Origin of the sequence: Paraburkholderia sp. GAS38 (assembly GCF_050434965.1) — a bacterium.
Lineage (GTDB): Bacteria > Pseudomonadota > Gammaproteobacteria > Burkholderiales > Burkholderiaceae > Paraburkholderia > Paraburkholderia phenazinium_A.
On sequence record NZ_JBNDJO010000013.1, the window covers coordinates 229,070 to 254,065 of the forward strand.

Annotated in this window: 22 protein-coding genes, 1 pseudogene and 1 riboswitch; of the genes and pseudogenes, 9 read left to right on the forward strand and 14 right to left on the reverse strand. The window is 63.6% G+C overall.

Annotated features, from left to right (window positions below):
- Window positions 1–94 precede the first annotated feature (94 nt).
- The 4 genes from cysS to P3T42_RS27515 all read right to left on the reverse strand — a co-directional run bounded on the left by cysS (window position 95) and on the right by P3T42_RS27515 (window position 5,913).
- Window positions 95–1,495, reverse strand: coding sequence for a cysteine--tRNA ligase (gene cysS, locus P3T42_RS27500; protein ID WP_429307803.1), 1,401 nt, complete (start codon window positions 1,493–1,495; stop codon window positions 95–97).
- 224 nt (window positions 1,496–1,719) lie between these two features.
- Window positions 1,720–2,595, reverse strand: a complete 876-nt coding sequence (locus P3T42_RS27505) for a tetrahydrofolate dehydrogenase/cyclohydrolase catalytic domain-containing protein (RefSeq protein ID WP_429307804.1) — start codon at window positions 2,593–2,595, stop codon at window positions 1,720–1,722.
- A gap of 190 nt (window positions 2,596–2,785) precedes the next feature.
- Window positions 2,786–2,868: riboswitch (ZMP/ZTP riboswitch) on the reverse strand.
- A gap of 8 nt (window positions 2,869–2,876) precedes the next feature.
- Window positions 2,877–3,338: an ASCH domain-containing protein gene (locus P3T42_RS27510; RefSeq protein ID WP_074293850.1), complete on the reverse strand. Its 462-nt coding sequence runs from the start codon at window positions 3,336–3,338 to the stop codon at window positions 2,877–2,879.
- Window positions 3,339–3,429: 91 nt separating this feature from the next.
- Window positions 3,430–5,913: a hypothetical protein gene (locus tag P3T42_RS27515; RefSeq protein ID WP_429307805.1), complete on the reverse strand. Its 2,484-nt coding sequence runs from the start codon at window positions 5,911–5,913 to the stop codon at window positions 3,430–3,432.
- Window positions 5,914–6,384: 471 nt separating this feature from the next.
- On the opposite strand from P3T42_RS27515, the gene P3T42_RS27520 reads away from it, so the two are divergent.
- Window positions 6,385–7,629 carry an MFS transporter gene (locus tag P3T42_RS27520; RefSeq protein ID WP_429307806.1) on the forward strand — a complete coding sequence of 415 codons (1,245 nt, stop codon included), beginning with the start codon at window positions 6,385–6,387 and terminating at the stop codon, window positions 7,627–7,629.
- 18 nt (window positions 7,630–7,647) lie between these two features.
- Here the strand turns inward: P3T42_RS27520 and P3T42_RS27525 are convergent, their stop codons facing one another.
- The 3 genes from P3T42_RS27525 to P3T42_RS27535 all read right to left on the reverse strand — a co-directional run bounded on the left by P3T42_RS27525 (window position 7,648) and on the right by P3T42_RS27535 (window position 11,167).
- On the reverse strand, window positions 7,648–8,823 hold the full coding sequence (locus P3T42_RS27525) for an aromatic ring-hydroxylating oxygenase subunit alpha (RefSeq protein WP_074293852.1): 1,176 nt from the start codon (window positions 8,821–8,823) through the stop codon (window positions 7,648–7,650).
- Window positions 8,824–8,977: 154 nt separating this feature from the next.
- Window positions 8,978–10,429 (reverse strand): glycosyltransferase family 2 protein, encoded by a 1,452-nt coding sequence (locus P3T42_RS27530; protein WP_429307807.1) that lies wholly within the window; start codon window positions 10,427–10,429, stop codon window positions 8,978–8,980.
- 135 nt (window positions 10,430–10,564) lie between these two features.
- Window positions 10,565–11,167, reverse strand: coding sequence for a cytochrome b (locus tag P3T42_RS27535; protein ID WP_429307808.1), 603 nt, complete (start codon window positions 11,165–11,167; stop codon window positions 10,565–10,567).
- A gap of 92 nt (window positions 11,168–11,259) precedes the next feature.
- On the opposite strand from P3T42_RS27535, the gene P3T42_RS27540 reads away from it, so the two are divergent.
- From P3T42_RS27540 to P3T42_RS27555, 4 genes are all read left to right on the forward strand, one after another.
- On the forward strand, window positions 11,260–11,889 hold the full coding sequence (locus P3T42_RS27540) for a DUF2946 domain-containing protein (RefSeq protein ID WP_429307809.1): 630 nt from the start codon (window positions 11,260–11,262) through the stop codon (window positions 11,887–11,889).
- A 107-nt stretch (window positions 11,890–11,996) separates the two neighbouring features.
- Window positions 11,997–12,923: a hypothetical protein gene (locus tag P3T42_RS27545; RefSeq protein ID WP_429307810.1), complete on the forward strand. Its 927-nt coding sequence runs from the start codon at window positions 11,997–11,999 to the stop codon at window positions 12,921–12,923.
- Between the two features lie 15 nt (window positions 12,924–12,938).
- The gene (locus P3T42_RS27550) at window positions 12,939–13,301 is read left to right on the forward strand and encodes a copper resistance CopC family protein (protein WP_429307811.1); all 363 of its coding nucleotides are present in this window, start codon (window positions 12,939–12,941) and stop codon (window positions 13,299–13,301) included.
- Window positions 13,302–13,303: 2 nt separating this feature from the next.
- On the forward strand, window positions 13,304–14,251 hold the full coding sequence (locus tag P3T42_RS27555; protein ID WP_429307812.1) for a CopD family protein: 948 nt from the start codon (window positions 13,304–13,306) through the stop codon (window positions 14,249–14,251).
- Window positions 14,252–14,382: 131 nt separating this feature from the next.
- Here the strand turns inward: P3T42_RS27555 and P3T42_RS27560 are convergent, their stop codons facing one another.
- The 3 genes from P3T42_RS27560 to P3T42_RS27570 form a co-directional block, all read right to left on the reverse strand.
- The gene (locus tag P3T42_RS27560; RefSeq protein ID WP_429307813.1) at window positions 14,383–15,174 is read right to left on the reverse strand and encodes a class I SAM-dependent methyltransferase; all 792 of its coding nucleotides are present in this window, start codon (window positions 15,172–15,174) and stop codon (window positions 14,383–14,385) included.
- A 130-nt stretch (window positions 15,175–15,304) separates the two neighbouring features.
- The gene (locus tag P3T42_RS27565) at window positions 15,305–16,372 is read right to left on the reverse strand and encodes a hypothetical protein (protein WP_429307814.1); all 1,068 of its coding nucleotides are present in this window, start codon (window positions 16,370–16,372) and stop codon (window positions 15,305–15,307) included.
- A gap of 27 nt (window positions 16,373–16,399) precedes the next feature.
- A complete protein-coding gene (locus P3T42_RS27570; protein WP_429307830.1) occupies window positions 16,400–17,737 on the reverse strand; it encodes an MFS transporter in 1,338 nt (445 codons plus the stop codon).
- A gap of 121 nt (window positions 17,738–17,858) precedes the next feature.
- Here P3T42_RS27570 and P3T42_RS27575 point away from each other — a divergent pair, with 121 nt between their 5' ends.
- Window positions 17,859–18,782 carry a LysR family transcriptional regulator gene (locus P3T42_RS27575; protein WP_074293861.1) on the forward strand — a complete coding sequence of 308 codons (924 nt, stop codon included), beginning with the start codon at window positions 17,859–17,861 and terminating at the stop codon, window positions 18,780–18,782.
- A 26-nt stretch (window positions 18,783–18,808) separates the two neighbouring features.
- Here the strand turns inward: P3T42_RS27575 and P3T42_RS27580 are convergent, their stop codons facing one another.
- A complete protein-coding gene (locus P3T42_RS27580; protein WP_429307831.1) occupies window positions 18,809–19,885 on the reverse strand; it encodes an SAM-dependent methyltransferase in 1,077 nt (358 codons plus the stop codon).
- A pseudogene (locus P3T42_RS27585) lies at window positions 19,868–20,635 on the reverse strand (DUF1295 domain-containing protein); the annotation flags it as partial. The gene P3T42_RS27580 and the pseudogene P3T42_RS27585, both read right to left, overlap by 18 nt.
- A gap of 227 nt (window positions 20,636–20,862) precedes the next feature.
- On the opposite strand from P3T42_RS27585, the gene P3T42_RS27590 reads away from it, so the two are divergent.
- Window positions 20,863–21,066 carry a DUF3562 domain-containing protein gene (locus tag P3T42_RS27590; RefSeq protein ID WP_074296967.1) on the forward strand — a complete coding sequence of 68 codons (204 nt, stop codon included), beginning with the start codon at window positions 20,863–20,865 and terminating at the stop codon, window positions 21,064–21,066.
- Window positions 21,067–21,085: 19 nt separating this feature from the next.
- Here the strand turns inward: P3T42_RS27590 and P3T42_RS27595 are convergent, their stop codons facing one another.
- Window positions 21,086–22,567 carry a PLP-dependent aminotransferase family protein gene (locus tag P3T42_RS27595; RefSeq protein WP_429307815.1) on the reverse strand — a complete coding sequence of 494 codons (1,482 nt, stop codon included), beginning with the start codon at window positions 22,565–22,567 and terminating at the stop codon, window positions 21,086–21,088.
- Window positions 22,568–22,712: 145 nt separating this feature from the next.
- Here P3T42_RS27595 and P3T42_RS27600 point away from each other — a divergent pair, with 145 nt between their 5' ends.
- Both P3T42_RS27600 and P3T42_RS27605 read left to right on the forward strand, forming a co-directional pair.
- Window positions 22,713–23,045, forward strand: a complete 333-nt coding sequence (locus tag P3T42_RS27600; protein ID WP_429307816.1) for a hypothetical protein — start codon at window positions 22,713–22,715, stop codon at window positions 23,043–23,045.
- A 62-nt stretch (window positions 23,046–23,107) separates the two neighbouring features.
- Window positions 23,108–23,569, forward strand: coding sequence for a GNAT family N-acetyltransferase (locus tag P3T42_RS27605; RefSeq protein WP_074293865.1), 462 nt, complete (start codon window positions 23,108–23,110; stop codon window positions 23,567–23,569).
- 3 nt (window positions 23,570–23,572) lie between these two features.
- Here the strand turns inward: P3T42_RS27605 and P3T42_RS27610 are convergent, their stop codons facing one another.
- Complete coding sequence (locus tag P3T42_RS27610) at window positions 23,573–24,976, reverse strand: MFS transporter (protein WP_429307817.1); 1,404 nt, start codon at window positions 24,974–24,976, stop codon at window positions 23,573–23,575.
- Between the last annotated feature and the right edge of the window lie 20 nt (window positions 24,977–24,996).

Sequence of the window (24,996 nt, forward strand, 5' to 3'; positions counted from 1 at the left end):
TAGCGCACACCCGCTGCCGCGTTGTTGCGCAGAGGGGCGCGGCTAGGCGTGAGCGTGAGCGTGAGCTTGAGCCGCGCCTCGGTAGAGCATCGCTTCAACTCCGCTCCTGGATCCCAGTCCCGGCCAGCGGACTCAAGCGTTGTCCGCCCACACCATCCTCAACCTGCCAACCCGCTGCCTTCAACGTCTCACGCAGCCGGTCTGACTCGGCCCAGTCCTTAGCAGCGCGAGCCCTCTCACGCTGTTGAGCCAGCACGGCCACATCCGCCGGAATCTCGAACGCCTCTGCATGCCAATCGGCGAGCCGCAATCCAAGCACCGGTTCGAAGGCTTCGACCGTCGCCCGACGCGTCTCCACCGGCAGATCGCTTCTCACCACCTCCCACACGACCGCCAGCGCACGCGGCAAATTCAGATCCTGATTGACCTCGGCATTGAAGCGCGCAACGAATCCCGCGTCCACCGTACCGCCCGCAGGCCAGCTCGCATACGCTTTGCGCAGTCTGTCCAATGCAGCTTGCGCGGCATCGAGCGCCTCATGATTGAAACGCAGCTTGCTCCGGTAATGCGCGCTCAAGCAAAGATAGCGGTACGCCAGCGGATCGATCCCACGCTCGGTCAAACTCTGCAGGCGCAGAAAGTCGCCATCCGACTTGGACATCTTGGCGGCATCGAGCGTCAGAAAATGACCGTGCATCCAGAAGTTGGCAAGCCGCGTGCCGTGGCAAGCCTGCGTCTGTGCGATCTCGTTGCTGTGATGCACGGCGATGTGGTCCTCGCCGCCGCAGTGGATGTCGAACCACGGACTCAGGTATTTGGCCGACATCGCCGAGCACTCGATATGCCAGCCCGGAAAACCGCGTCCCCATGGGCTGTCCCATTCCATTTGCCGCGTCGAGTCGGGCGGGCTGAATTTCCACAGCGCAAAGTCGGTCGCGCGCCGCTTCTCGCCGACGGCCACCCGCTTGCCGGCCTGCAAGCCCGCATGATCGAGGCGCGCCAGATAACCGTAGTCGTCCTGGCGACTGGTGTCGAAGTACACGCCGTCGTTGGTCTGATATGTGTAGCCGTTGCGTTCCAGCTCGGCGATGAAGGTGATCTGCTCCGCAATATGGTCCGTCGCGCGGCACCACACGGTGGGTTCCAGCAGGTTGAGTGCTTGCCAGTCGCTCATGAATGCGCGGGTATAGCGTTCGGCAATCTCCCAGGCCGATGCGCCCGTGCGTCGGCTGCCCTTCTCCATCTTGTCTTCGCCTTCATCGGCATCGGAGACGAGATGACCGACATCGGTGATGTTCACGACATGCCGCACCTCGTAGCCGTTTAGCGCGAGCGCACGCCGCAGCACGTCTTCGAACACGTAGGTGCGCAGATTGCCGATATGCGCATGGTCGTACACCGTCGGTCCGCAGCAGTACAGACCCACGTGGCTGGGTTGCAAAGCAGTGAACGGGCGCAGCGCGCGCGACCAGGTGTCGTACAAGGCGAGAGACATCGGCATTTCCGTGGGTTGAGTGTTGGGGGTTAGGGATGCCCAAAAAACAAAAAGGCCACCGGTTTTTCAACAGGTGGCCATCGGGACTTGCTCGGACGTGACGTAACGCGACGCGCTAGACGCAAGCTCCCGCTGGCAGGCTTTGACAGCATGCAGGCATGAAGCAGACGAGTGAGCGGGTAGCGAAGGTCATGGGACGATGCTAACGCGCGTTAATTTTTTGGTCAATCGGTTTGGCCGGTGGGGTGGGCAACCTGCTCGGCGGCATCGACGGTCTGCGCGATAAGCGTCGCAATCGTCATCGGTCCGACGCCGCCGGGCACGGGCGTCACCGCCGCGCAACGGCTTGCCAGTCCGTCGAGATCAATATCGCCGACGCCGCCTGGATGGTAGCCGGCGTCGATCACGACCGCGCCATCTCTGATCCAGTGGTTCGGAATGAACTTCGGCTTGCCCACTGCGCCCACGACAATTTCCGCGCGCCGCACCTCCGCTTCGAGATTCACGGTCTTCGAATGACACAAGGTGACGGTCGCGTTTGCATTCGACAGCATCAGCGCCATCGGCTTGCCCAGAATGGCGCTGCGCCCGACCACCACCGCACGTTTGCCGGCAAGCTCGATCCCATAGTGAGCCAGTAGCCGCATGATGCCGGTGGGCGTGGCGGGGCCGAACGCCGGCTCGCCGAGCGCCATCCGGCCAAAGCCGTGACTCGTCACGCCGTCCACATCCTTGAGGGTCGAGATGTGATCGAAGCAGCGGCGCTCGTCGACCTGAGCCGGCACCGGGTGTTGCAACAAGATCCCATGAACGTCTGGGTCGGCGTTGAGCCGGCCGATCTCGGCGAGGACTTCGTCCGTGGTGCTGCCGGCAGGCAAAGCGACGAGGCGCGAGTCCATGCCGACGCGCCGGCACGCGTTGCCCTTCATCCGCACATAAGTGGCCGAAGCGGGATCGTCGCCGACCAGAATGGTGGCCAGGATCGGCGTGCGTGCGCCGTTGATTGCCTTGAGCGCGGCGACGCGTGCGGACAGGTCGTGTTCGCCCTGGGCTGCAACCGCTTTGCCGTCCAGGATCAGGCATGTCAGAGGGTGGTTCATCGCTCAGCTCCCGGCCGTTGCGGTGTCAAAGCCGCTACGTTGCAGTAGATCAAAACGAAGGTGGGCAAGTACGAGTCCCTGCGGAGGAGGGAATGCCCGCGACAGAGGTACAGCAGAGGGGAATGTAAAAGCTGGCGGAACGGTCAGAGTAGCAATCAGGGCAGTCATTGGAAGTCTCCATAGAGAACGATCAAGATGCCCAGGCGAACGGCGGTGCGGCCTCTACGCTTCCCGATGGTGATCCATCTTTTCTCGCCAGTCGCGCAGGCCCATATGATAACTCACGCCCACGTCTCCACCACCTCAAAGGTCTCGCAGACAAGCGGCATGGTTTCGTCGATCGTGCGGCCAATCTGCGCGCACTCGCGCAAGAAGAAATCCCAGTGCGCCTTGCGCCAATACGCAAGCGAGCGATCGCCCTCGCCTTCACTGGCGGCGAATTCGGCGGACACTTCGTTGAACGGCACGATCTCGACACGCGTGATGCGGTGAATCATCACCGGACGATCGGCATAATCGAGCACGATCCCGATGTCGCCCACCGCGGGAATGTCCTCGCCCTCAAACTCCCACGACCACAGCATGCTGCAGGTGCCGCGCTTGGTCCCCTCGCGGATCAGCGCGATGAGTTCGGCCGAGAGCGCCTCGGAATCGCCGAATCCGACGATTCGGAGTCGGCCCTCCGGAACCTGGATGCCTCGTTGCGACAGCGTTTCGACAAGACTCTCGGGCGTTGGATTCATCTGGATGCTTTGGCAAGCGGGTAACGGAACGTTCGCAGCTTACCTCAAGGCGCGGCGTCCCATCGCACACTCACCGCGCGCTCATCCATCGCTACTGTCCGGTATACCCCACCGGCGCGGTCACATTGCTCTTCATCACCGTCGCATTGGAGGACACCACGTAAATCGGCGATTCCGTCAGCGTCAGGTTCACCACGCCGTTGCTATACGCCACCGAGGACGGATTGCCCATCATGTCGATCACCGTCACATGGCCGCTCGTCCCCGCCGAGTCCACGCTCAGCGCATACGTCGTACTGTAGGTCGAGCTATAGGTGCCCGCCGAGGTCGGCCAGTCCGCATTGTTGTGCGTCCACAGCGCGGTGATCACAGAGCCGCCGTTAAGCTGCTGGAAGGCATAGCCGTAGACCATCGACGGCAAGCCGTTGAGATGCCCGAGTGTCTGCGTGCCGTCGATCACGCGAGTCAGCGCCGCCATCGCCATCGCCTCGGGTTTCGGGCTCAGATTGGTGGCGCCGTATTGACCCTGCGCGTCCACGATGTCGAAGAACGTGCCGTCGCCGACCTCCGCGGGAAAGTCCGAGCCATAGAAGAAGTAGGTCACCTGCGCCCCCTCACCGAGGATGATGAGATGCGCACGTATCGCGACCGCCGCTTGCCCGTACAGTTCGTTGGCGGGCGGATAGCTTGAACCGTACGCCGCGCCCGCGTCGTAGCTGATGCCCAGCTCCGTGGACCACAAGCGCATGTTCGGCTTGAACGTCTGCATTTCGGCGCGTAGCGAGCGCATCTGCTGATCCAGTGCATTTGCGACGTTCGCGGGGTTCGGGTCCGTGTCGTACTGTTCGGGCGGATGCGCCGGATACGTCCCGGCGTTGTAGTAGCCATGCGTGGTCACACCGTCGATGTAACTCCCCAGCCCGAGCGGAACGTAGGTCTGCAGATAACCTTGCGTGCACTGCGTCACGCAATTCCCAGGGAAGGGGTTGGTGGTGCCCATCACCACCGCATTGGCGTCGGTGGAGTGCAGGCCCTTGTAAACCGCCGCATACATGGCCACGAAGTTGGCGGTGGAATCGGCCCATTGCGGTTCCCACGTCACCTGGTAGTAGTCGTATTGCTGATTCGGGAAATAGGCCTGGCGAATCGCCACCGAATCGGTGCCGACGCGCGCCATATAGTTCTGGTAATAGGTCTCGCTCGTGGGCGCATTGGTGTCGTCCTGGTAAGCGCCGGTCGGACTGGCCCATGCCGGGATGCCGTCCAGACGGATCAGCCGCATGATCTTCCCATTCGTATAGAACGGATCGAGGTCGGATAGAGCCGGGGTCCACGTGTTCGCGGCGGTCGGTTCCATCGTGGAGAGCTGACGGTTGTCGATCGTCTGCGAAACCCCGAGGTCCGCCAGCATGGCGCCGTTGTCGTTGAAGCCCTGCATGCCGAAGCGATGCTGCTCCTGATGCGCATAGCTCACAACCGGGATCGTGGCGGACAAATTAGGCAGGATACCGAAGGTTGTGATTCCCGTGGGCCGCGTGCCGGCCCGGGGTAAGGTACCACCCGCTGCGGACAGCGTTGCCGTGATGGCGAAGTAACCGGAGACGGCCGCGTTGCACGACATCGTGCTGGTCTGCGTGCCGCTCGGGACCGCAAACGAGCCGCTGCCTTTGATGTTGCCTAACTGGTCCTGCATCGACCATACGACGGTGTCTGCCGAAGGCGCCGCCGTGATGAACGACACCTGAAACGCGGTGGCTTCGGCGAACAGGCGGGTGCCGTTGGCGGTTGGCGTGTCGGCTGTGATGAGGCCGATTGGCGTGCCGCCCGCGGTGGTGGTGGGCTTGGCGCAGGCGATGGTGCCCGTTGGTGTGGGCGTTGGTGTGGGTGTGGGTGTGGGTGTGGGTGTGGGTGTGGGTGTGGGTGTGGGTGTGGGTGTGGGTGTGGGTGTGGGTGTGGGTGTGGGTGTGGGTGTGGGCGTGGGCGTGGGCGTGGGTGTGGGCGTGGGCGTCGGTGTGGGCGTCGGTGTGGGCGTCGGTGTGGGCGTCGGCGTCGGCGTCGGCGTCGGTGTCGGTGTCGGTGTCGGCGTCGGCGTCACAATCGCCGGAATCCAGCAGGCCTTCAACACACCTGGATCGGGATCCATTCCGAAAGCCGTGTTGGAACACGTCACACCGTTAGTGAACGTTTTGGTCACATTGTTGGCGGTCGTACTGCCTCCATACGTGACGGGCTTCGTCCCCGTAAACGCGCAGGCCGCATTCTCGGACGCGCACTTCGTCAACGTCCCGGCGGGAGTCGGAGTCGGGGCGGGCGTAGAAGTGGGCGTCCCCGTCGGACCATACCAGCAACTCTTCGCATAACCGTAGGCCGGATCGGTCGCGGATACCACACCATTCGCACAATCCACGCCGTTCGTAAACGGTCCATTAATGTCGTACATCAGCGAGGGACTCGTCGTGCCGAACACCACGAGCGCACTACCCGTGAACGAGCACTGCTGGTTCTCCGCCGCGCAATAGGTATAGGTCGTTCCGTTGATCGTCAGGTTGCCTTGAGCATTAGCAGTACTACACATTGCCCCAGCCATAGGGACGAGCATCGAGAGTAAGCGTTTCATTTCCGCGATCCTTGCCGTTGATTATTTCAAGAACTGGTGAAGGGCTCTTCGCCAAGCCCGGAAATGGAACGTCAAATGTAAGACTCGGGAACGTGAATTGCGCCCATCCGTAGTTAAGCCAATTTCAGTCGCCGGGAACGGACATTAGGGAGTGCTTTTCGGATGATTTGCACGCTAGCATGCAGACGCCGGCTCGCCGATCTGGCAGAGCAACCGGCTTCCTCCAGCATACGCTCGTCAAATGTGCTTGACGCATAGAACCGCAAAAGCCGCGAAAGATATCTCAATCACCTCCGCCACCGCGGCGCCTGCGCGGACAGCGGTATAGGGCACAAACCATACGTTAAGCGTCTCCCGCGGTATCCTTCAGTCTGTCCGCAAGTGTGCGGCTGCCCAGTCGTCACGCAGCGAACAACAGGCGATCAAACCGTGCGCGTCAACCATCAGGCTTTTTTCTGCTCGCTTTTCTTTGCGCGGCTGGCGGACCAGATTCTGCTCTTCCTGGTCCCGCTGGTCGTGTTCCAGACGACCCAGAAGGTGTCGTGGTCGGGCATCGCCTTCTTTGTCGAGGCGCTGCCGCGCTATCTGTTCTTCCCACTGTTCGGCGCGCTCAGCGATCGCTTCTCGCCGCTCAAGCTGATGCGTATCAGTCAAACGTACCGGGCCGTCGTATGTATCGCGGGGGTGGTGGGCTATGCGCTGTGCGGTGGCATCGGCTGGCTGATTGCTTTATCCGCTTGCTGCGGCATCCTCACGAGCCAAGGCTTCGTCGCGCGTGAGGTCATGCTCCCGCAGATCTTCAAGGCTCATAAGTTCGAGCGCGTGCTGGCCGTCTCGCAGTTGGCCGACCAGCTCGGCGTGGTGCTCGGCCCAATGGCCGCCGCGTTGTTGCTCGGCTGGTGGCGCTGGGAATTCGTGGTGGCCGCGACCGGCGCGCTGTTCCTGATCGCCGACGCCGCATTCGTGCTGTGGCAGCGCGTGAGCGGATTTCAGGCCACGGCGGCTGAACCGCCTCAGGGTCACTGGACGCAGCCGCTGCGCACCGCCGTAGAGCATGTCATGCGTCTGCCCGGCCTGAAGAAAGTCATCCTGCTGGCCGCCGCCGAGAATCTCGTGATCGGCGTGACGCTCGCCACCTCCGCGGCTATGGTCACCGGCATCCATCATCAATCGGGACGCTTTTACGCGGTACTGCAAACCATCGGCGCCATCGCCACCGTGCTGATCCTGCTGACCATCGCCCGCGCCTCGTTTTCCAGGAAAACGCTAGGGCTGCTGGCGTTTCTGGCGATCTGCCTCGGCGGCGTGATCGCCGGCGCGAGTGCCAGTCCGTGGGGCTACGCGGTGGGCTTCGTGCTGATTATCGGTTTCGACAAGATGTTCAACGTCTATATCCGCAGCGCCCGGCAAAAGATCATTCCGCCAAAGGACTACGGTAAAACGACGGGCGTCATCATCCTGCTGAACAACCTGACCCAGCCGCTCGCGGGCTTGCTGGTGGGCCTATTCGCCGGACGTGGGCATACCGGCCTGTTGATCGTGCTGTTGTCGCTGACAATGGGAGCGATCGGCGCGGTGGCTTCGATCGCCGGGCCGTGGCTGCAGAACAGGCGCACGGCCGGCCTCGCGAGCGGAGCCGGCCTGTCCGAAGCCGGCATCCGCGAGAGCGAATGAACGCGAGCGGAGCGCGCGTTATGTCGTCGCCTCGGCGGGCCCAATCCGCACGCCCTTGAAATGGCCGGCTGACGGCGGCGCACCGCACTCGCGCAGCAGCGCGCGCAGTTCGTTGATGACCGGGAACACCTCGTGATTCCAGTCCGCGCCTTGCCTGTCGTGCGCTTCCTGCTCGCGTTCGACGATCCAGCGGTCTTCCTTGAAAATGCGTTCGGTGAACCAGACCAGCAAGGGCCACGCGATATCGAGCAGGACCGGAATGCCCGGCTTGCGGATAGACAGCAGGCCGAAGGTGCGGTTAGTGCGCTGTTCGGCATCGAGCGGCACATAAACGATCCACAGGTTCATCACCAGCGTCGAATCCGAGGTGCGGATCTGCAGCGTCTGATACGGATACTGGGTGCGGATGGTCATCACGTCCTTGTCCGCGCCTTGCGTCCCCTTGCGGCTCTGTCCGAACACCAGCGCCTCGCCGATAGGCTGTTCGCCGGCCATCCGCGCAAACGTGTAATCCACCTCGACCCAGTCGTCGCCACGCCGGCGTCCCAGCGAACGCGCGCGCATCTGCCCCATCTGCTTGCGGTGCAGGAACTGATGGTTCATGTCCATCAGGTTTTCGTGCATGAACGAGTAATGGCACTTCACTTCGCGGCCCAGGCGGCGCGTCTTGTAGGCCTTGTCGCCCACCGAAGCGAGCGGCGGCAACGGACGTTCCTCAGCCAGCGCGGGATTGCCGGGAAACACGAAGATCAGCCCCTGCTCCTCGCGACACGGATACGAGCGCACGCCGTTGGGCAAACGCTCGCGGCCCAGATACGGAATGTCGACGCAGCGGCCGCTGCAATCGTAGGTCCAGCCGTGGTAACAGCAGCGAATCGTTTCGCCATCCACCACGCCGCCGTGCAGCGGCACCTGCCGGTGCGCACAGCGGTCTTCCAGCGCGAACGCCTTGCCCGACTCGGTGCGCACGAGCACGATCGGCTCGCCCGCGAAGGTGACGCCGTGCGCCTTGCCGCGCTTCAGCTCGCGCGACCACGCCAGTGGGTACCAGTAATCGGGGTGGATGGGGACGCGGCGCAGATCGCGCACGGGCGCGCCACTGAGTGACTCAGTGGATGTGTCATCGGCGGCTTCGGCCGGTGCCTCGGTAGGCGCATCGATAGTGCTGCTGTCCAGCGAAGGAACTACATGCATGGGCAACGCCTCCTTGCAGTCTGAGATCTGGGTGGGCCCGTAACTTGCACGGGCGGCCAACATAAGGACTCAGTCTACTAGAAGGTGCGTGATCGATGTTTTTGACAATATGTAGGGTTTCCCGCCAGTCCGTCCCTGTCAGCCCCGGCCCCGGTCAGCCCTCATCGTGCGCCACCAGCCCCGAGCGGCGCTGCGCGCCCCACACGCGGCCACCCCGTAAAAAGTGCAGCCAGCCCATCAGGGCTCCGGTATGGCGCAGCAACTGGAACGTGAAGGGTTCGACAATCGCCGCCACCAGGGCCAGCCCCAGGTTGGAGCCGACACGCTGACCGGTCCAGCGTCGGTACAGATGGATGCACCACACGTAGAAGGCCAGATCGATAGCGATCTTGGCGCCGATCACGCCAAAAATCGACAGCACGAGCGTCCCATGCCCGCCGAACAGAAAGGCGAGCAGCAGCGCGAAGGCGGTCAGGCCGTAGATCGGCTGCATCGTGTCGATGGCCTTGACCGGCAGCATCAGCATGCCGAGCGTGCCATAGCGCGGATTGCCCGTCATGTCGCGATTCCAGTACTGCGTCTGCAAAAAGCCCGCAAACCAGCGGCGCCGCTGCCGCAGAAAACTGCCGAGCGTGCCGGGCGCGTCGGTACGTCCCTGCGCATCGCCCACCACGCGCACGTCCCAACCGAGCCCATGATCGACCGAATAGCGCCGCAGCCGATGAATCAACTCGTAGTCTTCCACCAGGCACTGCGGGTCGAAGCCGCCCACTTCGACGAGCGCCGAGCGCTTGAACGAAGCGAACGCGCCCGAGATCAGCAGCAGGCTGTCGGCGCGCATCCAAGCAAAGCGGGCGATGAAGTTGCGCATGTACTCATACGTCTGGAACCACTGGAACACGCGCCCCGAGACGGTCTTGCCGCAGACCGGCACGAGGATGCCGGCCGCCGCCACGAGTTTCGGCTGGTCTGCGAAGGCCGCTCGCATCGCGTAGGTGGCGTCGTCGTCGAGCAGGGTGTCGGCGTCGACGGTCATCACCGTATCCGTGGTCATCTCCGTGATGGCCGCGTTCAGCGCGCGCGCCTTGCCGCCGTGCGGCACGCGCAGCCAGTACAGGTTCGGGTGGAGCGCGCTTGGCGCGCTCAGTTCGCCGTCCGGCGCAGCGGTCAGGCCGAAGCGCCCGGTCAGCAGCGCGGCAGTGCCATCGGTCGAGCCGTCGTCGGCAATCACGATCTGCGCGGGGCCGTGCGTTTGCCGCAGCAGCGCGGCGAGCGTGACCGGCAACACCGCCGCTTCGTTATGCGAGGCGACGATCACGCCCATGCTCGGCAAGCCGCGCCGGTCCGAGGCCGGATCGAGCGACGGCAGCGGTCGTATCAGCGGCAGTGTCTTGATCGTGACGAACACGAGCAGCAAGGTGTCGTAGACCACGTAAGCAATCCCGGTCGACCACGCCACCACGCCTTGCAGGAAAAACGCGCGCGCGAACAGCAGCAACCACAGCACCACCACGCTGAGGTGAATGAACGTGCTCAACAGCGTAGTGGGGCGCGGCACGATACGGGGCGAGGCGAGCGCCAAGGCTTGTTCCAGAGTTCTCTTCAAAATAGCTGCTGAATCCGTCGATACTGCGGGGTTAATCATGGGAACCGCGGGTGGGACCTGCGGATGGCGCCTGCGGGTGCGGACCTGCTGCCGCAACCCGCGCGCGAAGAAGCATGCGGGACGGAATCGCCGTCCTCAGGGAATCATGCGCTTCAACACGGACTTGCGATCGATCCACTCGTGTTTCAGCGCACCGCCCACGTGCATGGCCAGCAGCGCGTAGAGCGCGTAACCCAGCCAGGTGTGCAAGGCGCCGAAGCGGTCATGCAAGGTTTCCTTGAGCGTCGGGTCGAGGTTCATCACATAGCCGATCCGCGGCCATGGAACCAGGTTGAACAGATGCATGGGATGCGTCGCCGCATCCTTCCAGGCCGAGTCGTGCAACCAGCCGGACAGCGGCAGGCCGATCATCAGCAAATACAGCAGGAAGTGCGCAACGTGCGCGGCAATCCGCTCCCATGTGGGAAACGCCGCCGGCAGCGGCGGCGGCCGATGCGAGACGCGCCACAGAAGGCGCAGCAGCACGAGACCGAGCACGGTGATGCCGATCGACTTATGCGTGTCGATCACCGGACGCACCCAGTCGTCGGGCAGCGAATCGGCGCTCAACCCCAGCACCACGTTGCAGATGATCAGGATCGCGATGATCCAGTGCAGCACCATGGCCGTGCGGGTGTAGCGGGCAACCGCCTGCACGCTGGTCGTGTCGGCGAGGGGGGAGTTGGCCTGAGTGCTCATCGGTAATTCCGTCCGAAATTGTGCGCGAATGCGAAAGCTGTTTGAAATTAAACCGGCAATGAAGCAGCGAAACGTCGGCGTTGGTGCATAGCGTGACAGCAGCCAATTATGCAAACGCCGCGCCGCAGCGATTTATTCCCTGCCGCGCGCACGAAATACACAATCTTCCTATGAAACGGCCTTGCGCGTACGCCGGTGGCCCGAACACCCCTGCCTACGTTACCGCTGCCCTTGGTAACGCATCGACTGAAGATGCCCGGCATGCGGTTCTTGCGTATATTCATCGCGGCCTGCGTGGCATAATCTGCGCCAATCATCGCTTCTTCTCGTGCTCGACGCACAGCATGCTACGTCTGCGCCTCCAGAAAATCGGCAGCTTGTTGGGATTGCTTGCAATCCTGATGAGTACGCTTGCGCCGACGGTTTCGCAGGCGCTCGCAGCACACGACCGCCTGGGCGAGGCGCTGTCCACCTACTGCTCTGCGGACCCGGCCAACAGCCCGCTCGCGCACGACAGCAAATCATCCCATTCTTCCGCATTCCATTGGCAAGCGTGCGCGTATTGCGGCATGCTCGCCCATGTGCCGGTGCTGCCGGGCACGGCCGCCGCGTTCGTCGCCGAGCTATCGGTTGCACGCGCAACGATCGCCGTCACGCACGAGACCGTCCACGTCCCGCTCGTCTATACCGCGGCCCAGCCGCGTGCGCCTCCCCTCTCCTGATTCGATCCGTACACGAACCGTACCCGCGCTGCGCGAGCAGGCGCGGAATGTCGCCGCGCATCTATCTGTACGGCGACTGATCAACACGATCGGAGAACAATCAGATCATGCGTACGTTTTTCAAACGGCACGCGGCACCCGCACGCGCCGCCTTCATGGCGGCGGCCGGCGCCGCGTGTCTTGCCAGCTCGCCTGGTGCTTCAGCCCATGCGGTAGTGGGCGACCGCGTCTTCCCTGCCACGCTGACGGTCGACGACCCCGGCGTAGGAGACGAGTTCGATACCCAGTTCGGCCACATCAAAACCCCGGACGACAGCGGCAACGACATGAGCGTCAACACGGTCTCGTATGAGTGGGACAAGCTGATCACGAAGAATCTCGCCTTCAGCGTATCGAGCGATTACGTCAGCCAGAACGACCCGAACGGCGGATCCACAAAGGGCTGGGACAACGTCACCGTCGGCGCCAAATATCTGCTCTACGCCAACGCGCGGCATGAATTCATGATGTCGATCGGGCTCGAAACGGAAATCGGCGGCACGGGTGCGAAATCGATTGCAAACTCGTTTTCGACCTTCACACCGGCCTTCTATTTCGGCAAGGGCTTCGGCGATCTGCCCGCGTCGCTCAGCTACCTGCGGCCGTTCGCGATCACCGGCGAACTGGGTCCCAACCTGACGACGGCTTCGTCGGACAACGGTCCGAATTCCTTCGGCTGGGGCTTCACCTTGCAGTACAGCATTCCTTACCTGCAAGACCAGGTGAAGGACCTCGGAATTCCGCAACCGTTCAAAGACATGGTCCTGGTCGTAGAGGCGCCGATGAGCACCTGTACGGAGGGCGCGTGCGCCGGGCAAACCACGGGCACGATCAACCCGGGGTTTCTCTGGCTTAACCGCTACGGCCAGTTCGGCATCGAAGCGCAGATTCCGGTCAATCACCTGAGCGGCAATCACGTTGGCGTGCTGTTCGACGCGCACCTGTATTTTGACGACATCTTCCCTAACTCTCTTGGCAAGCCGCTCTTCAACTAAATGAAAAACGCTCTCGTGAACTCATCCCTCGCGCGCGGCCTGGTCGCCGCGCTGACGCTGACGGTCGCGCAACTCGCGCACGCTCATGCCTATCCGACTCACCAGGCGCCGTCCGCCGGCGCCACCGTGTCCACCTCGCAAAAGGACGTGGCGATCGATTTCGACGACGGCCTCGAACCGGCCTTCAGCTCGATCACCGTGACCGATGCGCAAGGCAAGCCGGTGACGAGCGGCAAGGCTGTGGTCGATCCGTCGAACAACAAGCACATGTCGGTGACGCTGAACCCGCTGACACCTGGGGACTACTCGGTCGCATGGGTCGCGGTGGCGGAAGACGGGCACCGTACGCAGGGCCACTACAGCTTCACGGTGAAGTGACGGTGGATCCGCTCGTCGTCGTGCAGATCCTCGTCGCGGCCGCGCAAGACATGGTGTTGGCGCTCGCGGTTGGGGCGCTCGCGTGCAGTGCGATGCTCGAGCGGCAACCGTCCGCTTGCCCGGCCGCTTCGGCTGCGCTTGGCCGTTCGAGACTCGCTGCGCTTGTGCTGCTGGTACTCGCCTGCGGCCTGTATCTGTGGCTGCAAGCCGCCGTGATGGGCGGGACGCCGTTAAGCGAGGCGGGACCCGTCGTGAGTGCGGTGTTGACGCAATCGCACTTTGGGATTGCCTGGTCGGTGGGATGCGCCGGTGCGGTGCTCGCCTGCTTCGGCGGCGCGCGTCGCGGCCGCACAGCAGGGTGGGTGGCGACGGCGGGCATGATCGTCTACGTGGCGGGCAAGGCTGCCGCCAGTCACGCGGCCGATGCCGGCGATTTCACGCTACGCGAAGGCATCCATGTCCTGCATCTGAGTGCGACGGCTTTGTGGGCAGGTAGCGTGATTGTTGCTGCGCCGGTGCTGTGGAGGTGGAACTCGAACGCGGCGGTATCCACGGAGGCAACCACGGTAGCCTCCGCCGGGCCCGCAAACCGCGTAGCGTTCTGCGCGCAGTTGTCGCATCTGGCAACCGTCGCGCTCGCTGTGGTGATCGTGACCGGCATCTATAACGCCACGCAGGACACCGCGCACCTCACCGCGCCGTTGCTAGGCGTACTGTATGGGCGCGTGCTGGCGCTCAAGCTGGTGCTGGTCACGCTGGCGGTGCTGCTAGGGGGCTACAACCGGATGATCTATCTGCCGCGCCTCCAACACACTGCGGCTGACGGCGGCCCCGCGTATCGCGATGCGCAGCGCAGCTTCGACCGGTTGCTGGCGGTTGAGGCCGTGGCGATGGTGGCTATCCTGGTCGTGGCCGGCGTGCTTGGCCACACGTCACCCTCGGGCGGCTAGATAAACGTGGAGGGTGCGCCAGCATCGGCATGATGCATCAACACGCTGGCGCATCCGTTCACCATCCGGTGGCAAATGTTTGCGCCGAGGTGGTCGCCATGAGGCTGTGCATGACGTCCACCGCACCGCTCTCAACGTCGCGCGATCAGCGCGATCGATTCCACCCGCTCGTCGAGCGAGCCATCCACCGCATGCGCTTCGAGCAACTGCCGCGCGCGTGCCAACAGTTCATCGAGCCTTGAGCCAAGCCGCTCGCGCGAGAGGCTCGACATCGACAGCACCCGCGCGAACAGCGAGTCCAGCGCCACGCGCCGCTTTTCGATGATCGACACACGCTCCAGCGCGTTGAACGCAGACTTCAGCAACACGGTCTCGTGACTCTCCCAACTATCGGACTTGCGCTGCTCGCGCGCCGGATCGGTTTGCGCATACTCATCGAGGAGCGCCCGATACGGCGCGTGCCAGGGCGTCGATGCATCGTCGGCATGCGAGGTCGCGAACAGCACCACAGCGCCCGCGGGATCGAGCAGTTGATCGAGTCGTGCCAGCGTGTCGGGGCGGTCCATCCAGTGAAACGCACGGCCGATCACGGCAAGCTGGAAACGGCCCCACTCCGCCGACAGATCGTATGAACTCCCCAGCCGGTATTCGATGTTCGGCGCGATGCCTAGCCCAAGGTCAGCCGCGATGCGCAGCATTTCCGGCTCGGGGTCGAGCGCGACGCCTGTGCCCACCCATGACGAAAACGCCAGCGACAGTTGCCCCGGCCCACAACCGACGTCGAGCAATCGTTGGGTGCCGTCGAGCGTGCACGATTCGGCCACGCGGCGGATCAGACGCGGCGAATAAGCGGGGCGGCCGCTCAGATAGTGAGCGGCATTGCTTTTGAAGCGATCAGGGATGAACGGGATAGGCGTCGTCATAGGCGGTTCCGTCGAAGCCGCGCGATAACGGGACGTGAAGCGCCGCGCAGCCCGCAAAGTATGACGCCGTGCGGCGTGTGCTGTCGAGACGCGCACTACGGCGCGGGCGTACCCCAGTTCGCGCCGCGAGTCACTCCGTCGCGCCGCCCTCGCTCGGATCCGATTGCGCTTGCGACGCCAGTCCGCCCGCGTCCACCCAATCCGCCCGCGCCTTTGCATCGAACAGCGCCAGCAGACCCTCAGCCGAATTGAACATGCCCTCGCCGTTGTGCCCCACGCCGGGCACCTCCCAGCAGCGGTGCCCGAGTTGCGGATGCCGGGTGCGCAGGTACGCCACATAAGCCAGACCACGCGCCAGCCGGTGCGGGCCTTGCGCGTTGGCGGCGCAAGAGCGGTCGAGCGCCTGATGCTGCGGATCGCAGTCGGCCCCGCCAAGCAGATAGATGACGTCGCTGCTGACGTAGCGTTGCTCGAGCGTCGCAAACGCCGCGCTACTCGCGTAACGCGGCGGCTCGTGAATGCCGTACTTCCAGGTATCGACCCCGACGCAGTCGCGTTCGTCCACCGGACTGAAGCCGCCCTGTCCATCGGGCCTCAGCTTGTCGAAATACACATACGACGAAGGATTGGCGATCACATAACGGCAAGGCACGCCCTGCTGTTCAAGCAGGGCCGCCGCGCGCCCCACCACCGCGTAACGATGCGCCACCTGCGCACCGCCCGAGTGACCGGCAATCACCACTTCGCGCAAGGCGGCAAAGCGCGAGCGGTCCGCGACGGCTTCGATCACACTATCAAGGACATCGAACGAACTAAGCGGCGCGGGACCGAGCGCATCGTCGCCGCCCATCCAGCTGGTCCAGTCCCAATGCAGCGCATCTGCATCCAGGTCGTGCGCAGCGATATCGGCGCTGGCGAGAAACTGCGGCACGAGCAGCAAGGTGTCGTCAGGGTCGACATCGGCCGCGGCCAAAGCACGTTGCGCGGACAACAGATACGCATCCGCGTCGCGCAGCCGGCCGTGCAGCACGATGACGACACGGCTCACGCGATGATCGAGCGCCTCGCCCGCCGAGCGGTACACCGGCACCCAGCCGGACCCGCGCGCCGTGCTGACGCGAAACCGCTCGCTGCCGACCACGCGCACCGGATACTCGTTGCGCGGACGGGCCCGCTCGCGGGGACTGAAATCGGTCATGGTCAAATCAACGTCGAAAAAATGGGGTTAGTCGTGCGGCACGGCATCAGGGTCGCGCAACAAGCGCCGCCCGGACCGGCTCAGGCCAACCAGCAGCAGCGAGACGATCGCCGCAAAAATCAGGTAATACGCCGGCACCAGATTCGAGCCGGTGAAGCTGATCAAGGTCGTCACGGTCAACGGCGCCAGCCCGCCGAACAGCGTGACCGCGACGTTGTACGACAGTGCGACGCCGGTGGAACGCGTCGCGGTGGGGAACAACTGCGTCAGCATCCCCGGATGCGGGCCGGACATGATGCTCAAGACCAGCGTGGCGATCATCTGCGCAGTGAACAGGCGCTCGGCCGTGGGTTGCGCCACCACCCACGCGAACAGCGGATACGCGATCACCGCCCAGATCACCACCACGGGAAAGAACACGCGCCATGCGCCGACGCGATCGGCGAGCTTACCCGCCAGCGGATACGCGACGATGCTGATCAGACCCGACACGGCCGTGCCGAACAACGCGTTCTTCAGCGGCAAATGCAACTGCCGCTCCACGTACAACGGCAAAAACGAGTGCCACAGATAATTGGTCGCCGCGCCGACGATGATCACGCCCATCGCACACAGGCAGGCATCGCTGCGTTCACGCAGAAACTGCCGCATCGATTGCTGTGGCGCATGCCCAAGGCGCTCGCGCATCTCGACAAACTCCGGCGATTCCGCCACCTTGTGGCGGATGTAAAAGCCGATCGGCCCGATCAGCGCGCCGAGCAGGAACGGCACGCGCCAGCCCCAGGCTTCGAGCGAGGCGCGGTCCAGATGCGTGGTCAGCAAATAGCCGCACGCGGACGAGAGCAGCAGCGCGAACGCCTGCGACGTCATCTGGAAGCTGCCATAGAACATCTTTTTGCCGCGCGGCGCGTACTCCGACAACATCGCCGCGGCCGTGGCGAACTCGCCCCCCACCGACAAACCCTGCAGCACGCGCGAGAGCAACACCAGCAAAGGCGCGGCAATGCCGATGCTGCTATAGCCCGGCGTCAGGCCCATCAGCAGCGTGCTGGCCGCCATCAGCAGGATCAGCAGCGACAAGGTGCGGCGGCGCCCCACGCGGTCCGCGTAGGCACCCAGCACAATGCCGCCCACCGGCCTGACGATGAAGCCGATCGCGAAGGTGGCCAGCGTCAGCACCGTCGACAGGAACGCATTGCCGACCGGAAAGAACACGTGCGAGATGGTCTTCGCGAAGTACCCGTAGATCAGAAAATCGAACCACTCGAGGCCGTTGCCGATCACCGAGGCGATCACGGCACGCCGCACCTGCGAAGCTGCCGGCACGGGAACGGGATGCGCGGAAGACGCCGCGGCGGAAAGCATCGAGTCCATAAGTCTCCTTAAGCCTTTTTTCTCTATCCCTCAAGCGTACGGATGATCGCGGTAAATGTAAAATACCGATCGAATGACCCTGCCATACGTTTCATATATATGAGGCATTGCGATGGAATTGCGACATCTGCGTTACTTCCTGGCGGTCGCCGACGAGCGGCAGTTCACCCGTGCCGCCGCAAGACTGCACATCCAGCAACCGCCGTTGTCGCAGCAGATCCAGGCGCTGGAGAGCGAGATCGGTTTTGCGCTGTTCACGCGGGTGGCGCGCGGGGTCGAACTCACCTCGGCGGGCGCCTCCTTCGCCGACGATGCGCGCGCTGTGCTGCAGGCGCTCGATCAGGCGGTGACCAAGGGTAAAGGCATTGCGGACGGCCGGATCGGCTCGGTGCGGATCGCGCTGACCAGCTCATCGGCATTCCACCCACTCGCGCCCGCTGCGATTCGCGCGTTTCGCGAGGCCTGCCCGGACATCGCCATCGATCTCAACGAAATCAATGCTGCGGAGATTATCGAGCGGATGGTGAGCGGCCGCGTCGACGCGGCCATCCTGCGCAAGCCGAGCGACACGCCGGAAGAACTGCGCTTCGATCTGCTGCTGGAAGAGAGCATGGTCCTCGTGCTGCCGGTGGGGCATCGTCTGCTGCAGGGGCGCGGCAAGTCCGGCCGGATACGGCCAATTGCACTCGACGCGCTGGCTGACGAAGCGTTTATCTTCGTGCGCCGTCCTGGCGCGCGCGGCATGTACGCGGACTTCATCGACGCCTGCGAAGCGGCGGGCTTTACGCCGCGCGTCGCCACCGAAGTGCCGCGCATGCTGAGCGCCATCAATCTCGTCGCGGCCGGGACAGGCGTGACGATCGTGCCCGCCTCGATGCAGCGTTATCAGCAGGAAAGCGTGGTGTATTGCCCGATGGATAGCGACGAGGCCATCACGGCCCCGTTGCATCTGGTCACGCGGCGCGATGCCGGCAACCCGGCCGCCGTGCGCTTTGCGCAGACGATGCTCGAATTCGCGCGGGCGCGGCAGGTCTAGCGCGGCCGCGGCCTCGACGCCGCGGCTCAGCGCTTCTCGAAGCGATAGTGCCCGACGCCCCATTCGTTGCCGTTCGCGTAGCCGAACAGTTCGGCCACGGCCATATAGAACATGCGCCAGCGTTGTAACCAGATGGCCGCATCGCGTGCGCCGTAGGTGTCGACGAGCAGCGGCATCACGCGGTCTTTGGCGGCGTCGAGCGCGGCCAGCCACTGGTTCGCCGTGCGCTCGTAATGCGTGCCGCTGACCCACCACTGCCGCTCCATGCGCAGATCGTCCTGAAAGTGGAGAAGCAGATTCTCCGACGGCATCGTGCCGCCGGTGAAAAAGTACTTCGACATCCAGTCGCTGCCGTCCTCCACCTGGAAGTGATAGGCGAGCGTGCGGTGCACGAAGATATGCACGAATAGCTTCGCGTCGTCGCGCATCCAGCGCGCGATCTTCGCGAGCAGGAGTCCGTAGTTTTTCATATGCTCGAACATCTCGATCGACACCACCCGGTCGAAGCCGCCCGCGAGCTGGGCCTCGGAGAATTCGAAATCGACGATATTGCCGGTGACGACCTTCAGGTTCGTCAGCCCGCGCTCGGCCGCGCAAGCCTCGATGAACGCACGCTGGCCGTGCGAGTTCGATAGCGCGACGATCCGCGAATTCGGATAGCGTGCCGCCAGCCACAGCGACAACGAACCCCAGCCGCAGCCGAGATCGAGCACGCGCTGACCGTCGGCCAGTTCAGCACGGGCGGCATACAGTTCGAGCATCGCGGTTTCGGCCTGGGCGAGCGTCTCTTTGCCTTCCGGATACAGGCAGCACGAGTACTTCAGATGCGGTCCAAGATGCGTATGAAAGAACGCTGCGGGTACCTCGTAGTGCTGCGTATTCGCGGCCTGCGTTTCGATGGCGATCGGACTTGAACGCAGGTCGTCGAGCAAACGGTTGAGGCGTTGTGCGCGGAGCTCGCCGTTGTGGATGGCCTCGTCGCGCAGACGCTGGCCCATCAATTGACGCATGCCGAGGCGGATCAGCGGGTCGGGCAACCAGCCGCGCTCGCAGCAGCGAATCAGCCAGCCGTCGCCGGGCGCGGCCGGCGGCCACGGAATCAAGGCGTTGGTGGTGCGCATGTATTCGGCGTAACCGGCTCGTGTCTTCGCGAGACTCGCTTCGAGCAACGGAATACCCGAGAGCTTCAGCAACAGCCACGCCATCAGCACGGGCGGCAAGAACGTCAGCCAGATCCACGGCGAGCCGATCGACAGCGCGATATACGATACCCAGTGCACGCATTCGAAAAAGTAGTTCGGATGCCGCGAGTAACGCCATAGCCCCTCGCGACAGACCTTGCCGTGGTTGGACGGATCGTTTTTGAAGCGGCGCAACTGACGGTCCGCGAGACCTTCACCCCCCACCGAGACGATCCAGATCGCTACCGCCAGCAGAATCCAGCCGGTGGCCGGTTCGCTCGAACGATAGGACGGCGCCAGAAACGCCACGGAGAGCAGCATCGAAATCACGACCTGCAACTGGAAAAACCAGAACATCCGACGCGGCGCGGCATCGCCCCACTCCTCGCGAAAGCGTCGGTAGCGGGCGTCTTCCGGCTGGCCGAAATTGCGCCGCCACAAATGCGTGCCAAGGCGCGCGCCCCAGATCAGGCCGCCGAGCGCGGCGAGCGCGCGGGTGGGCGAATCGCCCGTGCCGAGCACCGCGTACAACACCGCCACGGCGCCGAGCGAATACGCCCACACCGGATCGATCATGCCCGCATTTTCCGATTTCACTTGCCACGCCCAGACGGCGCCGAACACAAGCACGAGCCCAACCAGTGCAATCACGGCGACGGCGACAGGCGGCATGACATCCTCATCCAGGAGCGATGCAGCTTATACGCAGACAGGCAGGCAACGGATGCGGCGGCGCGTCAGGATCGCACCCTGCGATCGTTCCCTTTCGCTATTGCAAGCAAAAACATGTCTGAAGCAGATACCTCATAGGCCAATTCAATTGGCATGATGGCCGTCCGCATCCTGTAATGAAACTCCTGTTGTTTGCAGTTTGCCCCCTGCCAAACCCGGAGAACCTCATGGCTCAGCCCCAGACCAACGTTGACGAAGTTGTACAGGCCATTGCCGCGGAAACCAATACCCCCACGGAAACGGTCTCGAAGATCTACGCCGACACTTTGGCTAACTACAAGACTGATGCCCGCGTGTTCGATTACATGCCGCTCCTCGTGGCGAAAAAAGTGCGCGACACGTTGCGGCATTCCACAAGCCGAAAGAACTAGCGCGGCGGCCACCGCGCGGTCACACGCGCTCGCTCACCAGCGACCGCACAATCTGCGCAAGCCTCGCCACTAGCGCGTCCGCGGCTTCCGGCGCGATACCGGCGTATCCCAGCATGAAGCCGTTGTACTTCGTGCTATCTGTTGCGGGATCGCAGTAGGTGCTGAGCGGCGCGATCGTCAGGCCATGCGCGCGCGTGGCCACGGTCACGTCCGCATCGACCAGCGGCGCATCGAGACGAACCGTCAGATGCATGCCGCCGCTATCGGACGACACGGTGACGAGATCGCCCATGTGCCGCTCCAGCGCGGCCACGAGCGCGGCGCGGCGTTGCTGGTAGATCCGTCGCATGCGTCGCAGGTGACGGGCGTATTTGCCGCTCTCGATGAAATCGGCCAACGCCATCTGTTCGGCCACGCGCCCCTGACGCGCGATCTCGCTGTGCGCAGCGTGCACCTCCTGCACCACATGGGCCGGCACGATCATGAACCCCATCCGCAAAGCCGGAAAGATCGTCTTGCTGAAGGTGCCCAGATAGATCACCGGCGCGTTCTCCGTCAGCCCCTGGATAGACGGCAACGGTGGCCCGTTGTGACGCAGTTCGCTATCGTAATCGTCCTCGATAATCCATGCCCCGCGCTCGATCGCATGTTCGATGATCGACCAACGGCGCTCGAGGCTCAACACGCTGCCGAGCGGGTACTGATGCGATGGCGTGATGTAGATCAGATGCGGCGGCGTGCGCTGCCAGTGTTCTTCGGTCGGCGCGATCCCGGCGGCATCCACGGGGATAGGCTGAAGGCTCAGTCCTGCCGCCTGAAACGCCGCCTTCGCCCCGTGATAGCCGGGGTCTTCCATCCAGACGCGCTCGCCCGGATCGGCCAGCATGCAGGCGCATAGATCGAGACTCGCCTGTGTGCCAGAGGTGATAAATACCTGCTCGGCCGAACAGCGCACGCCGCGCGACACGCGTACATATTCCGCAATCGCGCGGCGCAAGGCGGGATGTCCCGCGTTGTTGCGATAGTCGAGTTCACGCGGGTCGATCGAACGCCACGCGCGTTCCATGGAACTGCGCCACTGGGCCATCGGGAATTCGTTCAACGCGGGCACGCCGGGACGAAATGGTGTGGGGTCGTTCGCGCGCGTGCGTTCGCGCGGCAGGTCGGCCACGCGGCGCGACAGACGGCTGACCGGCACACCCGCGCTATCGACTTGCGCCGCGGGCGGCGCCGCCGCGCGGCTCACCATGCACACCACGGAGCCGTGACGGCTGGTGCTGACGAAACCCTCCTCGGTCAGTCGCTCGTACGCATACAGCACCGAGTTACGTGCAATCCCGAGTTGTTCGGCAAGCGAGCGGGTGGGAATGAGCTGACTGCCGTGCCGGATGTCGCCATCGAGAATGGCCCGGCGCAAACTTTCGTAGAGCAGGTTCTGCTGCGTGAGCTTGCGGCCGCCCAGTTGCTTCGCGAAGTTCGACATCAACAGGCCGTAGTCCAAATGCGTGGCTCCAGATAATTGCGGGTGCGTGGAGCTAACAATGGTGCCACAAATTTCTTAAGCTGACGGTATGGTCGTGCCGCGAGCCGCAGTGCCGGTTGCAGCGTGGAAGGGTACGAGGCACTTAACGATAAGGGTCGTTGACATGGATACCTCCGCTCTCGGCCGGTCCACTCATGGTGAAGCTGAAGCGCCGGTGCGCAGGCGCGGCGCGCTGATGAAGCGGGCGGCTTGGGTGCTGGCTTTTGTTCTCCTCGCGCTGGGCTATGACGCATTGGAGCCGGTGACAAACGCGCGTGCGCGGATGGACGCGTGTGTTGCTGCCTATGATGAGTCGCGAAGCGCGGCGGCGGCAAACCCGCAAACCGGGCAATCCGCACAATCCTCACAATCCTCACAATCCGCACAATCCGGCGAGAGGTACGACCGCGAACAGAGGCTCAGTGAAACGCTGCTCGCCTGTTCGACCCAACCCTGACGACGCGACCAACGCCATCCACGACATCACTTTCAACGATACCCAAACAAGGAGCCCCGCTCGTGACACAACCGATCCAGATCCGCCCCGTGACCACTGCCGATTTCCCCGCCTGGCTGCCGCTATGGGACGCCTACAACGCTTTCTACGGACGATCCGGCGAGACGGCGCTGCCCCGCGATATCACGCTGCTGACGTGGACGCGCTTCTTCGACGGCTATGAGCCCATGCATGCGATGGTCGCGGAACGCGACGGTCAACTGCTCGGCCTCGTCCACTATCTCTACCATCGACACACGACGATGGCCGGCCCGATCTGCTATCTGCAGGATCTCTACACGCTGGCGAGCGAGCGCGGCAAAGGCGTCGGGCGGGCGCTGATCGAAGCCGTCTACGAGCAGGCGAAAGCGGCCGGTTCGAGCCGCGTGTATTGGCAAACCCATGAGACGAATCAGACCGCGATGAAACTCTATGACCGCATCGCGGACCGTTCGGGTTTTGTAGTGTACCGAAAGGCGCTGTAGAGATTAAGCCTCCAACTGCTCCAGCACCTTGTCCTTCGTCTCGATGCCAAGGAAATGCACGGTCAAGGCCGCGAGGAACGGCACCGCCGCGAGGATATAAAACGCGATGTCGAGATGGCCGCCCACCATGGTCTTCGACACGATCGCCGGCGCGAAGATGGCCGCCACCTTCAGCCACGCGCCGCCCACGCCGCAGCCGAACGCGCGAATGCTGGTCGGATACAACTCCGGCGTGTACACATACGCTGTGATAAACCCGCAGGCAAGGAAGCCCAGCGCGAACGCGCAGCATGTCGCGACCACATACACCGACGAGTTGTGGAACACGCCGGCCAGCGCCAACGACACCGCGCACAGCACGAACGACAAATTGATGATCGGCTTACGCCCCACCTTGTCGACCAGCAGCGCGCAGGTCAACGAGCCGATCACGCCAAGCACCGATGCCGCCACCGCCAGATTCAACGCCAGTTGCAACGGCGCGTGATAGACCGTGCGATAGATAGTCGGCAGCCAGGTGGACAGACCGTACTGGATAAATCCGCACGTCACCCACAGCATCGCCACCGCCAGCGTGCGCTTCAGATAAGCGGGCCCAAACAGATCGCCGATCCGGCGGCGCGGATGGCGGTTCGCCATCGCATCGAATTCCGCAGCATGCTCGACCGGCGGCAGCGGGCCCTTCGCTGCGCGTTCGAACGCCAGCACGGCCGCATCCGCATCGGCCATCCGCTCACGCTCGGCCAACCAGCGCGGCGATTCCGGCACCAGCTTGCGCAACACGAAGAACAGGATCAACGGCATGCCGCCGATGAAATACATCGCCTGCCAGCCGATGCGCGGCACGATCCACGCACCCAGTGCGTTCGACGCGAGCAGTCCCACCGGAAAGACGATTTCATACAGGAGCACGAATCGTCCACGACCATGTGCGCGGCTGATTTCGTTGATGTAGGTCGCAGCCACCGGTAGCTCGCCGCCGAGGCCCAGGCCCTGAACAATCCGCAGCACGACGAACGCGGTAAACGACGGCGCAAACCCGCAAGCAATGCTCGTTACGCCGATAATCCCCGAGCTCACCGCAATCGCTCGCACCCGGCCTTTGCGTTCCGCATACCAGGGGAACACGAACGCGCCCACCAGTTGGCCGATCGATCCCGACGCAATCAGAAAGCCGATTTCCCACGGCGTGAGGCCCCACTTCTGGATCAGGATCGGCAGCGTGGCGGCGATGGCGATCACATCGAAGCCGTCGAAGAACGTCGCCAGCCCGATCAGGATACGCGCACGAATCTGCATGGCGTTGGCCGGCAAGCGCTCCAGACGCGCAATGATCGAGCCCCGGGTCACGGGGCCTGAGACACCGGCGCCGCTGCGGTCCCCCATGGTGTTGTCGATGGTTCTCATGCCGTTATCGCCGTCCGAAA

What these genes read in the sequence shown, in the direction of transcription:
- P3T42_RS27565 (WP_429307814.1), bottom strand. Translation starts at nt 16,372, where the DNA reads ATGACCGATTTCAGTCCCCGCGAGCGGGCCCGTCCGCGCAACGAGTAT.
- P3T42_RS27510 (WP_074293850.1), bottom strand. Translation starts at nt 3,338, where the DNA reads ATGAATCCAACGCCCGAGAGTCTTGTCGAAACGCTGTCGCAACGAGGC.
- P3T42_RS27525 (WP_074293852.1), bottom strand. Translation starts at nt 8,823, where the DNA reads ATGCATGTAGTTCCTTCGCTGGACAGCAGCACTATCGATGCGCCTACC.
- P3T42_RS27590 (WP_074296967.1), top strand. Translation starts at nt 20,863, where the DNA reads ATGGCTCAGCCCCAGACCAACGTTGACGAAGTTGTACAGGCCATTGCC.
- cysS (WP_429307803.1), bottom strand. Translation starts at nt 1,495, where the DNA reads ATGTCTCTCGCCTTGTACGACACCTGGTCGCGCGCGCTGCGCCCGTTC.
- P3T42_RS27535 (WP_429307808.1), bottom strand. Translation starts at nt 11,167, where the DNA reads ATGAGCACTCAGGCCAACTCCCCCCTCGCCGACACGACCAGCGTGCAG.
- P3T42_RS27515 (WP_429307805.1), bottom strand. Translation starts at nt 5,913, where the DNA reads ATGTGTAGTACTGCTAATGCTCAAGGCAACCTGACGATCAACGGAACG.
- P3T42_RS27600 (WP_429307816.1), top strand. Translation starts at nt 22,713, where the DNA reads ATGGATACCTCCGCTCTCGGCCGGTCCACTCATGGTGAAGCTGAAGCG.
- P3T42_RS27575 (WP_074293861.1), top strand. Translation starts at nt 17,859, where the DNA reads ATGGAATTGCGACATCTGCGTTACTTCCTGGCGGTCGCCGACGAGCGG.
- P3T42_RS27560 (WP_429307813.1), bottom strand. Translation starts at nt 15,174, where the DNA reads ATGACGACGCCTATCCCGTTCATCCCTGATCGCTTCAAAAGCAATGCC.
- P3T42_RS27545 (WP_429307810.1), top strand. Translation starts at nt 11,997, where the DNA reads ATGCGTACGTTTTTCAAACGGCACGCGGCACCCGCACGCGCCGCCTTC.
- P3T42_RS27570 (WP_429307830.1), bottom strand. Translation starts at nt 17,737, where the DNA reads ATGCTTTCCGCCGCGGCGTCTTCCGCGCATCCCGTTCCCGTGCCGGCA.
- P3T42_RS27505 (WP_429307804.1), bottom strand. Translation starts at nt 2,595, where the DNA reads ATGAACCACCCTCTGACATGCCTGATCCTGGACGGCAAAGCGGTTGCA.
- P3T42_RS27610 (WP_429307817.1), bottom strand. Translation starts at nt 24,976, where the DNA reads ATGAGAACCATCGACAACACCATGGGGGACCGCAGCGGCGCCGGTGTC.